Genomic DNA, 13002 nt, shown 5'->3' on the forward strand with positions numbered 1-13002 from the left:
TCCTAGCCGATGTTGGACAGCTTGAGCAGGTGGCGCAGGTCGTCCAGCACATGCTTGCCGTTGACCTTGCCGTCGTAGCGCAGTACCAGGTTGCCGTGGGGGTCGACGATCCACAGATGCGGCGCCAGTTCGCCAACCTTCTGGATGTAGCGCTGGGCATCCAGCGGGTAGCGTTGCAACTGCGGGTACTCGCGGCCCAGCACGGCCTGATAGTCACCGCTCAGGGGCTGGGAAGTGGCCAGGGCATGGCTGGCGCGGTTGGCATCCCGGCCCAGGCCGATCTGAATCTGCCGGGCCAGGTAGACCAACTGTTGGCACTCCTGGGCACACGCCTCGGGGGCGCTGACCAGCAACTGCCAGCGTGCGTCTTCGCCGGCAATACCGATATCGCTGCGGCTCTCGCCGTTGCCAATCATCGCGCCGTGGTAGTTGCGACCTTCCGGCACCCAGAACTTCAGTTTGTACATGCTGGTGGCCAGGATCATCGGGCCGAGCACCACCAGCAGAATCAGGATCAGCTGCAAACGCCCGCGGGCTCTGGGTTTGCGACGTTCAGGCACTTCCAGTGGAGTGGTGGCGGCGGCCATGAGGGTTCTCCTTTTTGTTGTGCCAGCCGAAATAGAGGTAAAGCAGTACCAGGGCAACGGCCAGGGCAAACCACTGCACGGCGTAGCCCAGGTGTTTTTCCGGGCCCATGGCAACCACCGGCCAATCCAGGCGGTAGGCCGTAGGGCCTGGCTGCAGGCGCAGCTCATGGCCGAAGCCTTCGCGGTCAAGCTGTTGCCATAGTTGAGCGGGGTTAACGGCGGTGAGCAGATGCGGCCATTGGCCGCCAATCGGGTCGGGGTGCAGCTGGAAGGTGCTGCCCGGTGCCACATACACAGAAGCATCCATGGCCATTGCCTGCACCGGTGTGTCGAACGTTACCGGCACACGCCGGTCCGGCCACGGCAGCCAACCGCGGTTGACCAACAGCCACAGGCCGCTGGGCTGGTCATGGAAGGGCTGCAGCAGCTCGACGCCGGCCTGGCCATCGCGCATGCGGTTGTCCAGCAGCAGGCTGTGCCCGGCATCGAAACGGCCATACAGGTGCACCCGACGGAAGGCGGCATCGTCGCTTTGCTGCAACTGGGCAGTGGAGAGCGGCGCATCAACGCTGCGCTCGGCATAAGTCGCCAGCAGGGCGCGCTTCTCATCGGCACGGCTCAGTTGCCAGCAGCCAAGCGCAATCAGCCCTGGCAGTAGCGCAAGCACCACCAGGGTCGGGACCCAGCCCGGCCGAAACGGCCTCACTGGCGCCTCGCTATACTTATCCTCATTACCGCCCCCCCCTGGAGAAGCGCCATGCTCAAGGCCGCGATTGTCCTGATGCTGTTGGCCACCGTTGCCAGCCTGTTCAGCGGCCTTGTGTTTCTGGTCAAGGACGATGAAAACTCGACCCGCTTGCTGAAGGCGCTGACCGTGCGTGTCACCCTGGCAGCCTTGACCGTCGGCCTGGTGGCTTACGGCTTGATCAGTGGTCAGCTGGTGTCTCACGCGCCCTTCTGAACCTGCAGCGGATCCACTGGCCCTATCGCCGGCACGCTTGCCGGCGATAGCGCCCTAAAGCACATACACAAAGATGAACAGCCCGACCCACACCACATCGACGAAGTGCCAGTACCAGCTGGCCGCCTCGAAACCGAAGTGCTTTTCGGGGTTGAAGTGCCCGCGCAGGATGCGCACGAACATGACGATGAGGATGATCGTGCCCAGGGTCACGTGGGCACCGTGGAAGCCCGTAAGCATGAAGAACGTCGCGCCGTAGATCCCCGACCCCAGCGTCAGCCCCAGCTTGGTGTAGGCCTCGTGGTACTCGTACGCCTGCAGGGCGATGAAGCTGATACCCAGCAGAATGGTCAATGCCATCCACAGCTTTAGCGGGCCACGATGGCCACGGCGCAGGGCGTGGTGGGCGATGGTGATGGTCACGCTGGAGCTGACCAGCAAGATGGTATTGATCAGCGGCAGGTGCCAGGGGTCAATGACGTCCTTGGGCGGTGGGAACAGTTTGGGGTCCGGGGTGTGCAGCAGCGGCCAGGTGAATTCGAAGCTTGGCCACAGCATGTGCGCCACACCCTTGGCACCCTCGCCACCAAGCCACGGCCCTGCCCACACGCGCACATAGAACAGCGCGCCGAAGAACGCCATGAAAAACATCACTTCAGAGAAAATGAACCAGCTCATGCCCCAACGAAACGAGCGGTCCAGCTGCGCGCTGTATAGCCCCGCCCGGCTTTCTTTCACCACCGCCCCGAACCAGCCGAACAACATGTAGGCGAGGAACAACGCACCGACAAAGAAAATCAGCGGCCCATGGGAATCGGGTTGGCCGGCCTTGAGGTCGTTGAACCAGGTGCCCAGGCCGAACACGGTGATGAACATGCCGATGGTGGCGATGATCGGCCATTTGCTCTGCGCCGGGACGTAGTAGTGATCGTGACTTGCCATTGCTGTTCTCCTTCCCTTAACGGGCGCCCTGAACGTCTTGGGCCACGATGTGCGCGACCGGCGGGTGGCGAGCGGTGATGTCGAACAAGGTGTAGGCCAGTGTCAGGTGCTTCACGCTGGCCGGCAGGTCACGGTCGACGATGAAGCGCACTGGCATCTCGATGCGTTCGCCGGGCTGCAGCACCTGCTGGGTAAAGCAGAAGCACTCGGTCTTGTGGAAATAAGCCGCGGCTTCAGCCGGCGTAATGCTCGGTATGGCCTGGGCGCTCATCGGCCGGTCGGTCGGGTTGTGGGCGACGAAGATCATTTGGTTGACGGCCCCCGGGTTGACCTCGAGCTGGTCGGCGGTGGAGTAGAAATCCCAGACCATGTCGCTAGCATTGGTCGACATGAACTGCACCCGCACCGACCGCGTGGGGTCGCTGACCTGGCTGCCTTCGTACTGCCCGCCGGTCTTGCCATTGATGCCGAAGGCCCTGCACATCACGTCGTAGATCGGCACCAAGGCAAAGCCGAACGCGAACATCACCACCGTCAGCATCAGCAGGCGCAGTACCAGGCGTTTGAGCGGTTGGCCGGTCATGGGCGGCGTCCTATTTCACTTCCGGTGGTGTCTGGAAGGTGTGGTAGGGCGCCGGCGACGGGACCGACCACTCCAGCCCTTCGGCGCCATCCCAGGGTTTGGCCGGGGCCGGCGCGCCCCCGCGGATGCACTTGATGACGATGAACAGGAAGAAAATCTGTGTGGCACCGAACATGAAGGCACCGATCGACGACACCATGTTGAAGTCGGCGAATTGCAGGTTGTAATCGGGAATCCGCCGCGGCATGCCGGCCAGCCCCACGAAGTGCATGGGGAAGAAGGCCATGTTCATGCCGATGAACGACAGCCAGAAGTGCAGCTTGCCAAGGGTTTCGTCGTACATATGGCCGGTCCATTTCGGTAGCCAGTAGTACGCCGAGGCGAAGATGCCGAAGATTGCCCCGGGCACCAGCACGTAGTGGAAGTGCGCCACCACGAAGTAGGTGTCGTGGTATTGGAAGTCCGCCGGTGCAATCGCCAGCATCAGGCCGGAGAACCCGCCGATGGTGAACAGGATGACGAAGGCGATGGCGAACAGCATCGGCGTCTCGAAGGTCAGCGAACCTTCCCACATGGTGCTCACCCAGTTGAACACCTTCACCCCGGTGGGCACGGCGATCAGCATGGTCGCATACATGAAGAACAGCTCGCCCACCACCGGAATGCCGACCACGAACATGTGGTGCGCCCAGACGATGAACGATAAAAAGGCGATCGCACCGGTGGCGTAGACCATCGAGGTGTAGCCAAACAGTGGCTTGCGCGAGAACGCCGGGATGATAGAGCTGACGGCGCCGAACGCCGGCAGGATCATGATGTACACCTCGGGGTGGCCGAAGAACCAGAACACATGCTGGAACAGCACCGGGTCACCGCCACCGGCAGCGCTGAAGAAGCTGGTGCCGAAGTGGATGTCCATCAGCATCATCGTCACCACCCCCGCCAGCACCGGCATTACCGCGATCAGCAGGAAGGCGGTGATCAGCCAGGTCCAGACGAACAGCGGCATCTTCATCAGGGTCATGCCGGGCGCACGCAGGTTGAGGATGGTAGCGATCACGTTGATCGCGCCCATGATCGAGCTGATGCCCATCAGGTGGATGGCAAAGATGAAGAAGGTCACGCTGGCCGGCGCGTAGGTGGTCGACAGCGGCGCATAGAAGGTCCAGCCGAAGTTGGGCCCGCCGCCTGGGCTGAACAGGGTCGAGACCAGCAACAGGAAGGCAGCCGGCAGCAACCAGAAGCTGAAGTTGTTCATCCGCGGCAGGGCCATGTCCGGCGCGCCGATCATCAGCGGGATCATCCAGTTGGCCAGGCCGACGAAGGCCGGCATCACCGCACCGAACACCATGATCAGGCCGTGCATGGTGGTCATCTGGTTGAAGAACGCCGGCTCGACGATCTGCAGCCCGGGCTGGAACAGTTCGGCGCGGATCACCATGGCGAACGAGCCGCCGAGCAGGAACATGATGAAGCTGAACCACAGGTACATCGTGCCGATGTCCTTGTGGTTGGTGGTCAGCACCCAGCGCATCAGGCCCTTCGCTGGGCCGTGCGCGTGCTCATGGCCGTGGGCGTGGTCGTCGATCACTGCACTCATGTCCTGTCTCCTGCAATCTGCTGACTGCCGCGAGTAACCCGGTTCATTGCGCTTCTGCCTGCTTGAGCGCCAGCACGTCCTTCGGCGTGACCATGTCACCCTTGTTGTTGCCCCAGGCGTTGCGCTCGTAGGTGACCACCGCGGCGATGTCGACTTCCGAGAGCTGCTTGCCGAACGCGGCCATGGCGGTGCCGGGCTTGCCGTGGAAGACGATACCCAGGTGGTCTTCCTTCGGCCCGGTGGCGATCTTCGAGCCCTTGAGGGCCGGGAACATCGGCGGCAACCCCTGGCCCTCGGCCTGGTGACAAGCCACGCAGGTGGTGTGGTAGACCTTGTCACCGCGCTCCACCAGCTCTTCGAGGGTCCATTCCTTGCTGGTCAGCTCCTTGAGCTTGGCCGCTTCGGCTTTGCGCTCGCCCAGCCAGGTGTCGTAGTCGGCCTTGGACTTGACCTCCACCACCACCGGCATGAACCCGTGGTCCTTGCCGCACAGCTCGGTGCACTGGCCGCGGTAGATGCCGGGCTTCTCGATACGCGTCCAGGCTTCGTTGACGAAGCCCGGGATGGCGTCACGCTTGACCGCGAACGCGGGTACCCACCAGGAATGGATCACGTCGGCAGCGGTGACCAGGAAGCGCACCTTGGCGCCCACCGGCAGCACCAGCGGCTGGTCGACTTCGAGCAGGTAGTGCTCGTCCTTGGGCGCCTTGTTGTGAATCTGGTCGGCAGGGGTGGCCAGGTTGCTGAAGAACTCCACGTCCTGGCCCAGGTATTTGTAATGCCACTTCCACTGGTAACCGGTGACCTGGATATCGATGTCCGACTCGCTGGCGTCGTATATGTCGATCAGGGTCTTGGTGGCCGGTATGGCCATGGCCACCAGAATGAGGAAGGGGACCACGGTCCACATGATCTCCACCCAGGTATGCTCGTGGAAATGCGCAGCCTGCTGGCCGGTGGAGCGCCGGTGGACGACCATGGACCAGAACATCGCACCGAACACCACGATGCCGATGATCACGCAGATCCAGAAAATGGTCATGTGCAGGTCGAACACAGCGTTGGAGACTTCCGTCGCCCCCGGTGCCATGTTCACGGTCCAGGCGGCGTTGGCCTGACCGAAAACCGTCCACAACAGGAGGCCCATCCAGACATGTGGATGTCGCATCATTGCGGGTTCCCCTTCTAATTCTTGTTGTCCCGAAGGCGTGGCCTGCGGCAAGAGGGAACGGCGGTCAAGACTGCCTGGCTTCGACGACCGAGCCCCTGCGAAATGCAGTCGGGCCTCATCAACGAATCACGTTCAACCCGAGTATAGACAGCGACCAATGGCACGCAACGGCGAGCATGAAATGAACTTCACGAAATACCGAAATACCCTGCAAGGCCCATTCTAGATGGGGCATGGCATAATAGTGGCGTCAACATATAGCCAAGAGCGCACACGTTTGCGGGATTTATAACAAATGCGTCTTAGGTATTCTGTATACCGAGCTAATTTAGTGTCTTCCGTTTGAAACGTCTTGTCCCTGGAGTTGTCATGAACATCGCTGCTGTACGCGAGCAAATCAGCCAAGCCCACGATCACGAACGCCGTACTGGCCAACTGAAAGAGCGTCTCGAGGCCCAACTGCCACACCTGCACCCCTCGATCCAACTGCCTGAGCAGGACGCCCAGGGTACTTTGGCGCGCTTCGTCAGCGCCTACATCGACCAGGTTCCGGAATTGCTGGAGGCTGCCCACGCGGTGGCGCTCGAAGCCGGTATCGAGTCACAGATCAAACCTGTCCTGAAGATTGCCGAAGCCTACTTCCTGCAGCCCCCGCATTTGGTGGATGGGCACGTCGGTGTGGACTGCCTGCTGGATGAGGCCTACCTGGCGCACCGCCTGGTGGAGGAAGTGAACGACCTGTATATCCGCCATTTCCAGCAGCCGCTGATCCCCTTCGATACCACCATGGCCAACCTGATCGCCCATCAGCTGATCGGCGAGGCGTTCGCCAACCAGCTGGACGAGGTGGTGCACCATTCGGTGGATGAAATGCTCAATGACGAAAGCTTCGCGGCAGAATCGGTTGAGGCCTATCGCGATACCTTGAGCAGCCCCGAAACCGGCGCAGCCTGGAAACGCTGGCCTTGCCTGTCGCGGCAACTGGGCGTCGAGTTGGGCCAGCCGGCCTGATGTACGCCAGCACGCCCATGGGAATCGGCTCCAACTGATCGGCTAAGCATCAGGGATAGATTTTTCTCGCCTTCCTTTGGGTAGGCATTTCCCCTGTCAGGCGAGGAAGAATCAATGAGCATGACCACCAGGCAGTGGGCTACGCCTCCAAGCCAGTGGGTGGGCGGCAGCCGGGCCATCAACCTGTACGGTACTTGGCCCGGCTCGCCCTCCATCAGCGTTGTCGAAGAGGACCAGCCTTAGCACTCTGCAGCAGTACGCACACGCCCCTCAATGCGACGTTTGAAGCCGCGCTGCTCGATGATCAGGCGCGAGCCGGCACTGCGTTGGGCGCGCCCCCAGTCCTCAAGCATTTCAAGCACCGAATGGTCGATATAGTGCAGGTTGGCCAGTGGCACGTGCAGCTGCGTGCCCGCAGGCACTTTGTCCAGCACCTGGGTCAATGCAGGCACCTTGAGGAAGGTTGCCGCGCCACTGAGCCGCAGCTCCATGTGCCGGGGCTTGTCCAGGCTGACCAGGTTGATCTTCAAGCGCGCCGCCTGAAGTGCCAGCTTCAGCAAGGTGAGCGCGAAGCCCAGCAATACGCCTGTCAGCAGGTCGGTGAAAATGATCGCCAGCGCGGTTGCCGCGTAGGTGAACATCGGCATCCGGCCGTACCGGCCCAGGCCACGAAACGCCTTGAAGTCCACCAGCTTGATACCGGTGTACACCAACACGCCCGCCAGGCTCGCCACAGGGATCTGCTGCAGCACGCTGCTCAGCACCACGACGAACGCCAGCAGCCACAAACCATGCAGAATGGCCGAGGCACGGGTCTGCGCACCTGCTTGAACGTTGGCCGAGCTGCGCACGATCACCCCGGTCATCGGCAAGGCACCGAGTACGCCGCACAGCATGTTGCCGATGCCCTGGGCCGACAGCTCGCGGTCGAAGTCCGAACGCTGGCCGCTGTGCATGCGGTCGACAGCGGCGGCAGACAGCAAGGTTTCGGCACTGGCGATGAAGGCCAGGGCGAAGGCGGCGACCAGCAGGGTAGGGTCCGCGAGTTTCATCAGGTCATCCGGGCGGATCCAGTCAATGGCCTGGGAAAGGTCCGCTGGGACCTCCACTCGGTTCACCGGCAGCGCAAGCCACATGCTGATCAGCGTCATTGTCGCCACGCCAAGCAGGGCACCAGGAATAAAGCGCAGCTTTTGCGGCCGTAAGCGCTCCCAGCCCCACATGATGGCGATGGTCCCCAAGCCTAGGGCACCGGCTTGCCAGCCGGAGCCTGCGCTTTCCAGCGGCAGGGCAGAGGCCAGGGTCGCCGGAAACTCCAGCAGGTTCTGCATGCCAGAAGGCTGCGGTGCTGTGTCGAACATCACATGCACCTGCGACAACACAATCAGCACACCAATACCGGCCAGCATCCCGTACACCACGGCCGGAGCCGTCACGCGGAACCAGCACCCCAGGCGCAGGCGCCCGGCCACCAACTGCAACAGGCCCGCCAACAACAGGATCGGCCCGAGCATGGCCACGCCGTGCTGGCGTACCAGCTCGAATACCAGCACCGCCAAACCTGCTGCAGGGCCACTGACCTGAAGTGGCGAACCCGCCAGGAAGCCCACCACCACACCACCGATGATCCCAGTGATCAGGCCTTTGGCCGGTGGCATACCCGAAGCGATCGCGATGCCCATGCACAAGGGCAGGGCTACCAGGAACACCACCACCGATGCCAACAACTCTCGCGGCAGCGCCGCTTTCAACTGTGTAATGTTCACCGTGTTTCTCCTTTCTCTGTCACACGGCCATTCCTCTGGTCGTGGGCACGTTGGCCCCTGACGAACGCGCAGGCGCGGGCCGCCAGCGAGCATGCCGGCAAGGCAGTCAGGGAATTCAGGGCAGCCGAAAGCCGCGCCACACCCCGCGGGGTGCAGCCGGCTATCAAGGTTCTAGCTGTGGATGGGTCGCTTAGTAGCGGCCTCTCGGAGTGGCGCAGGGGACCGGTTCACCCGCGGCCAGGGGCATGAAGCTATCGCTGGCAGCGTCGTAAGCTTCGATCTTGCTGGTCTCGATGTCGTAGACCCAGCCGTGGATATACAGCTCGCCGGCTGCCAAACGCGAGGCCACCGACGGGTGGGTACGCAAGTGGTGCAACTGGGCGATGACGTTTTCCCGTGTCAGCACCTGCATGGTTTCGTGCTCGCTGCCGCAAGAGCAGTTGTTCTCGACCACGGTGCGCGCCACTTCAGCGTGCCGCAACCAGGCGGAAACAGTCGGCATCTTGGCCAGTGATTGCGGGTTGAGCACCGCACGCATGGCGCCGCAGTCGGAGTGGCCACAAATAATGATGTGGTGCACGCCCAACGCCGACACGGCGTACTCGATGGCGCTGGAAACGCCGCCGTTCATCTGGCCATACGGCGGTACCACGTTGCCGACGTTACGGGTCACGAACAGGTCGCCAGGCGAGCTCTGGGTGATCAGCTCGGGGACGATCCGCGAGTCGGCGCAGGTGATGAACATGGCTCGCGGCGTTTGCGCAGTGGCGAGCTTCTTGAACAGCTCTTGCTGCTCGGGAAAGACGTCATGGTGGAAACGCAGGAAGCCGTCGACGATGTGCTTAAGGGCGGCATCGGCGCTCTCCGCGGGGGCCTGCGGAACGACCTTGGATGGGTCCTTGACGGGCATGATTCATCCTCTTGACGGTGTGTAGGTAAATCCATTTTACCGGTGAAAGATTCTGGCTATGCGAGGAATTAGATGACACGCACAGGGCATAGATCACAGTCTTCGTGGACTGGTTTCCTACGCTAGCGGGGAAAACTTAACTGAAACTTAATTCGGAGGCTCTAGAACGGGTGTTCCAGATACAAAAGGCGGGAATAAGATAATAGCAAAAAACCATCAAATGCCAAGAGCCTGTAATAGTGTTATGTGCTTTGATTAGTTGTACTGGGGATCAAAACAACGCCATCTGCCCGCCCGGGGGGCAGAATGCCGAGCAATCCAGTGCCTGGGCTTCGCGCCCCTCAAAGCCCAAACGCCGCATCGCCCTCGCGAAGCGTTGCGCCAACAGCTCGGCAAACACGCCCTCGCCACGCATCCGCGCGCCGAAGCGGCTGTCATAAAGCTCCCCGCCTCGGCTTTGCCGGATCAGGCTCAGCACATGGCTGGCGCGCTGCGGGTAATGGTCCTGCAGCCACTGCTCGAACAGCGGTGCCACTTCCAGCGGCAGGCGTAACATCATGTAAGCCGCACTCTGCGCACCGGCCTCCTTGGCGGCCTCCAGCAACTGCTCCAGCTCACTGTCGTTGATCATCGGGATCATCGGCGAACACAGCACGCCCACCGGTATACCCGCCTCGCGCATCACCCGGATGGCGCGCAGCCGAGCCTTTGGCGACGCCGCACGGGGTTCGAGCACCCGCTTGAGGTCATCGTCCAGCGTGGTCAGGCTGATCATCACCCGCGCCAGCCGCTGGCTGGCCATCTCCGCCAGCAAGTCCAGGTCACGCAGTACCAGCGAGCCTTTGGTGACGATGGTCACGGGGTGGCGAAAACGAAGCAGCACCTCCAGCAGTTGCCGGGTCAACCGCTGATCGCGCTCGATCGGTTGGTAAGGGTCGGTGTTGGCCCCCAGGTTGATCGGGGCGCACACGTAGCCCGGTTTGCTCAATTGTTGCGCAAGCACCTCGGCTGCATTGGTCTTGGCGATCAGTTTGGTCTCGAAATCCAGGCCAGGGGACAGGTCCCAATAGGCGTGCGAAGGCCGGGCATAGCAGTAGATGCAGCCATGTTCACAACCACGGTAGGGGTTGATGGAGCGGTCGAAGGGCAAGTCAGGCGACGTGTTGCGGCTGATGATCGTCTTGGCGATCTCGGCCCGCACCTCTGTACCTTGAGTGAGTGGAACCTCTTGGTACCAGCCGTCATCTTGCGCAACTGAATGGTTTGCAGCGAAACGATTATGCGGGTTGTGCGCCGTACCACGGCCTTTTTGCGGTGCTGAAGGATTCATGGCTAACCCCGATACTGTATTCATATACAGTATCGGGGTAATGCACGTCTTGCCAGCACCTCCGGTCAGGCCAGCCCATGCCAACGCAGGTAGGCTGCCTGGCTGGGCATGCGCCCAAGGAACGCTTCAATGCCTTCACGTAGAGGGCGCGAGGCGCCAGGCTGGAATAACGCCTCCTGTAGCGCCCGACCTGTTTCGCGGTCGAGCAGGCCCTGTGCATCGAAGCGGGTGAACAGGTCGAACGCGTGAACATCCGCCCACAGGTAAGCGTAGTAACCGGCATCGTACCCATTGACCAGATGGTCGAAGGCTTGCACGGGGCGCTCGAAGCCTGCCAATGGCCAGTAGCCGCAACGCTCACGCGCATTTTCCAGGCGCTGCATGACCGGTCTGCCATCCCCGGGTGTGCCGTGCAGGTCCAGGTCGAAAAGCGCAAGGCTAAGGTCGCGGCCAATTTCCTCAATGCCCTCCTGACGGAGCTGGCTCAGATGGCTTTCAGCCTGAGCCTGGTCAAGCACGCTGCCTTCCGTGTTCGGCACGGCAATGCCCGCCAGATAGCCAGCATCCCACACCCAGCGCTCCAGCAGCTTACCGAACAGCTCTACGCCGTCGGTACCCAGCTCCGTGACATTCGACATGACGTGGTTGCCGGTGCGCACCAGCAGATGGTGCAGGGCATGGCCGAACTCATGATAGAGCTTGCGCAGTGACAAATGGTCCAGCAGCGGCTCGCCCCCGGTCAGCGCTGCAGGGATATCGCTGTTAACCACCACGACCGCTAGCTGGTAGATACCTTCGGCATCCACCCGCCGGTTGCGCACATAGCTGGTGAATACGGCATCGGCCTGTTTGCCAGGGTGTTGCACGGCATCCAGGTAGAGGGTGCCGATGCGTGCATGGTCCTGCCACACCTCGAATGCCTGCACGCTGTTGTCCCAACTCGCCAGTTGCCCGGGCCGCAACTCGAGGGCAAACAGCCGTTGCGCCAGGTCGGTCAGCGCCGTGACCACTGTGCTCAACGGGAAATGTTCGCGAAATGCTTCGGGCGGTTGCGCGTCACCCGCGTCGCCTTGCAGGTAGAGGATATCCCAAGGTTCCACACGCTCCAGGCCCTGCGCCAGTGCCTTCTGCTCCAGGCCCGATCGCCATTGAAGCATGCCGGGGTTTACCGCCATTGCCAGGCCCTGGAGAAACTCGAGTACATCGCTGAACGTGCCTGCACTCTTGGCCTTCAGGCTCCGTTCGGGGTGGCTGGCAAAGCCAAGCAAGCGTGCTTCTTCATCCAGCAATTCGGCCAGGCGCTGCAGGCGCGTGCCATTATCATCCAGCGGATCGCTACTGGCCCCGCGGGTGTGGTAGGCGCGGTAGAGTTTTTCGCGCAACGGGCGATGCTCGGCTTGCCGTAGCACGGCTTCGGTGGGCGCACTTTCGCAGGCGATCAGCCAGCCATCCGCGCCGGCCTCACTGGCCCGCGCAGCCAACTCGTCGCGCAGCCTCTGGCAAAGGCCTCGCAGTTCACTGGCGTCTTCGACCAGAAGCCCAGGCCGGTTGATGCTCTGGCGGAACGCCCCACGCAGGGCAGTGATCTGCGCCCGCAATTCAGCCAGGCGATCTTTGTCGCTTTCCTCGAGTAAAGCGCCACTGGCGGCAAACTTGTCCAGGTGCCAGCGCAAGGTGGTGCGTTGCTCTGGGTCCAGATTCAAGCCGATAGCGCTGGTCGCCAGGCGCTGGTACAACGCCAGCAACCCACTGTTGGTGAACTTCTGGTCGAAACGCGCAACGGTCCGGACATAGAAACCGCCAATTGCCTCAGCCCAGCTCGGATGCTTGCCCACCAGTGGGACAACCGCATAAAGCACGCCCAGCAACTGCGCATCCAGCCCATCCACCGCCAGCACCAGGTCATCCCAGGTGGGGAGTGCCTGCTGCTGTTCGATGATGCGTGCGATACCTTGCGCGTGAGCCTGCAGCACATGGTCGAACGCAACGGCCATGTTTTCCAGGGTGATTGATGGGTAATCGATGGGGGTACTGCTGTTTTGTAGAAGGGGATTGTCCATGGACAGCGCCTGGCTCGAGTTGAAGAGCAGGCGAGCATGCACGGCGAGCGAGCAGGGGATGGCCTGACTATCTACCACCCC

Annotated in this window: 13 protein-coding genes; 3 read left to right on the forward strand and 10 right to left on the reverse strand. The window is 61.9% G+C overall.

Features of this window, described 5'->3' with window-relative positions; translation table 11 throughout:
* Positions 1–2: 2 nt before the first annotated feature.
* Together ACFY68_RS02765 and ACFY68_RS02770 are read right to left on the reverse strand one after the other, a co-directional pair.
* Positions 3–587, reverse strand: coding sequence for a hypothetical protein (locus ACFY68_RS02765; protein WP_387523110.1), 585 nt, complete (start codon positions 585–587; stop codon positions 3–5).
* Positions 553–1293: an SURF1 family protein gene (locus ACFY68_RS02770; protein ID WP_387523112.1), complete on the reverse strand. Its 741-nt coding sequence runs from the start codon at positions 1291–1293 to the stop codon at positions 553–555. The genes ACFY68_RS02765 and ACFY68_RS02770 overlap by 35 nt, the downstream gene beginning before the upstream one ends.
* A gap of 51 nt (positions 1294–1344) precedes the next feature.
* Between ACFY68_RS02770 and ACFY68_RS02775 the strand changes: the two genes are divergently transcribed.
* Positions 1345–1548: a twin transmembrane helix small protein gene (locus ACFY68_RS02775; RefSeq protein WP_387523114.1), complete on the forward strand. Its 204-nt coding sequence runs from the start codon at positions 1345–1347 to the stop codon at positions 1546–1548.
* A gap of 54 nt (positions 1549–1602) precedes the next feature.
* Here the strand turns inward: ACFY68_RS02775 and ACFY68_RS02780 are convergent, their stop codons facing one another.
* From ACFY68_RS02780 to coxB, 4 genes are read right to left on the reverse strand one after another with little or no spacing between them, the layout of a single operon-like run.
* Positions 1603–2490, reverse strand: a complete 888-nt coding sequence (locus ACFY68_RS02780; RefSeq protein WP_387523116.1) for a cytochrome c oxidase subunit 3 — start codon at positions 2488–2490, stop codon at positions 1603–1605.
* Between the two features lie 16 nt (positions 2491–2506).
* Positions 2507–3073: a cytochrome c oxidase assembly protein gene (locus ACFY68_RS02785; RefSeq protein ID WP_346612799.1), complete on the reverse strand. Its 567-nt coding sequence runs from the start codon at positions 3071–3073 to the stop codon at positions 2507–2509.
* Positions 3074–3083: 10 nt separating this feature from the next.
* Entirely contained in the window at positions 3084–4673 is a 1590-nt protein-coding gene (gene ctaD, locus ACFY68_RS02790) for a cytochrome c oxidase subunit I (RefSeq protein WP_387523118.1), read from the reverse strand.
* A gap of 43 nt (positions 4674–4716) precedes the next feature.
* Positions 4717–5844 carry a cytochrome c oxidase subunit II gene (gene coxB, locus ACFY68_RS02795; protein ID WP_387523119.1) on the reverse strand — a complete coding sequence of 376 codons (1128 nt, stop codon included), beginning with the start codon at positions 5842–5844 and terminating at the stop codon, positions 4717–4719.
* A gap of 369 nt (positions 5845–6213) precedes the next feature.
* Here coxB and ACFY68_RS02800 point away from each other — a divergent pair, with 369 nt between their 5' ends.
* Positions 6214–6855, forward strand: a complete 642-nt coding sequence (locus tag ACFY68_RS02800; protein WP_387523121.1) for a hypothetical protein — start codon at positions 6214–6216, stop codon at positions 6853–6855.
* Positions 6856–6969: 114 nt separating this feature from the next.
* The gene (locus ACFY68_RS02805; protein WP_387523122.1) at positions 6970–7098 is read left to right on the forward strand and encodes a hypothetical protein; all 129 of its coding nucleotides are present in this window, start codon (positions 6970–6972) and stop codon (positions 7096–7098) included.
* On the opposite strand, the gene ACFY68_RS02810 is transcribed toward ACFY68_RS02805, so the two are convergent.
* The 4 genes from ACFY68_RS02810 to ACFY68_RS02825 all read right to left on the reverse strand — a co-directional run bounded on the left by ACFY68_RS02810 (position 7095) and on the right by ACFY68_RS02825 (position 12921).
* Complete coding sequence (locus ACFY68_RS02810; RefSeq protein ID WP_387523124.1) at positions 7095–8621, reverse strand: SulP family inorganic anion transporter; 1527 nt, start codon at positions 8619–8621, stop codon at positions 7095–7097. The two genes, ACFY68_RS02805 and ACFY68_RS02810, sit on opposite strands and share 4 nt — an antisense overlap.
* Positions 8622–8811: 190 nt before the next feature.
* Positions 8812–9531, reverse strand: a complete 720-nt coding sequence (locus ACFY68_RS02815) for a carbonic anhydrase (RefSeq protein ID WP_346612794.1) — start codon at positions 9529–9531, stop codon at positions 8812–8814.
* Positions 9532–9802: 271 nt separating this feature from the next.
* Complete coding sequence (locus ACFY68_RS02820; RefSeq protein ID WP_387523125.1) at positions 9803–10861, reverse strand: PA0069 family radical SAM protein; 1059 nt, start codon at positions 10859–10861, stop codon at positions 9803–9805.
* A gap of 65 nt (positions 10862–10926) precedes the next feature.
* The gene (locus ACFY68_RS02825) at positions 10927–12921 is read right to left on the reverse strand and encodes a M3 family metallopeptidase (RefSeq protein ID WP_387523127.1); all 1995 of its coding nucleotides are present in this window, start codon (positions 12919–12921) and stop codon (positions 10927–10929) included.
* Positions 12922–13002: the final 81 nt, after the last annotated feature.

The sequence above is a fragment of the Pseudomonas sp. NPDC012596 genome (assembly GCF_042902325.1).
Lineage (GTDB): Bacteria > Pseudomonadota > Gammaproteobacteria > Pseudomonadales > Pseudomonadaceae > Aquipseudomonas.

What these genes read in the sequence shown, in the direction of transcription:
- ACFY68_RS02765 (WP_387523110.1), bottom strand. Translation starts at nt 587, where the DNA reads ATGGCCGCCGCCACCACTCCACTGGAAGTGCCTGAACGTCGCAAACCC.
- ACFY68_RS02775 (WP_387523114.1), top strand. Translation starts at nt 1,345, where the DNA reads ATGCTCAAGGCCGCGATTGTCCTGATGCTGTTGGCCACCGTTGCCAGC.
- ACFY68_RS02780 (WP_387523116.1), bottom strand. Translation starts at nt 2,490, where the DNA reads ATGGCAAGTCACGATCACTACTACGTCCCGGCGCAGAGCAAATGGCCG.
- ACFY68_RS02785 (WP_346612799.1), bottom strand. Translation starts at nt 3,073, where the DNA reads ATGACCGGCCAACCGCTCAAACGCCTGGTACTGCGCCTGCTGATGCTG.
- ctaD (WP_387523118.1), bottom strand. Translation starts at nt 4,673, where the DNA reads ATGAGTGCAGTGATCGACGACCACGCCCACGGCCATGAGCACGCGCAC.
- coxB (WP_387523119.1), bottom strand. Translation starts at nt 5,844, where the DNA reads ATGATGCGACATCCACATGTCTGGATGGGCCTCCTGTTGTGGACGGTT.
- ACFY68_RS02800 (WP_387523121.1), top strand. Translation starts at nt 6,214, where the DNA reads ATGAACATCGCTGCTGTACGCGAGCAAATCAGCCAAGCCCACGATCAC.
- ACFY68_RS02805 (WP_387523122.1), top strand. Translation starts at nt 6,970, where the DNA reads ATGAGCATGACCACCAGGCAGTGGGCTACGCCTCCAAGCCAGTGGGTG.
- ACFY68_RS02815 (WP_346612794.1), bottom strand. Translation starts at nt 9,531, where the DNA reads ATGCCCGTCAAGGACCCATCCAAGGTCGTTCCGCAGGCCCCCGCGGAG.
- ACFY68_RS02820 (WP_387523125.1), bottom strand. Translation starts at nt 10,861, where the DNA reads ATGAATCCTTCAGCACCGCAAAAAGGCCGTGGTACGGCGCACAACCCG.
- ACFY68_RS02825 (WP_387523127.1), bottom strand. Translation starts at nt 12,921, where the DNA reads ATGGACAATCCCCTTCTACAAAACAGCAGTACCCCCATCGATTACCCA.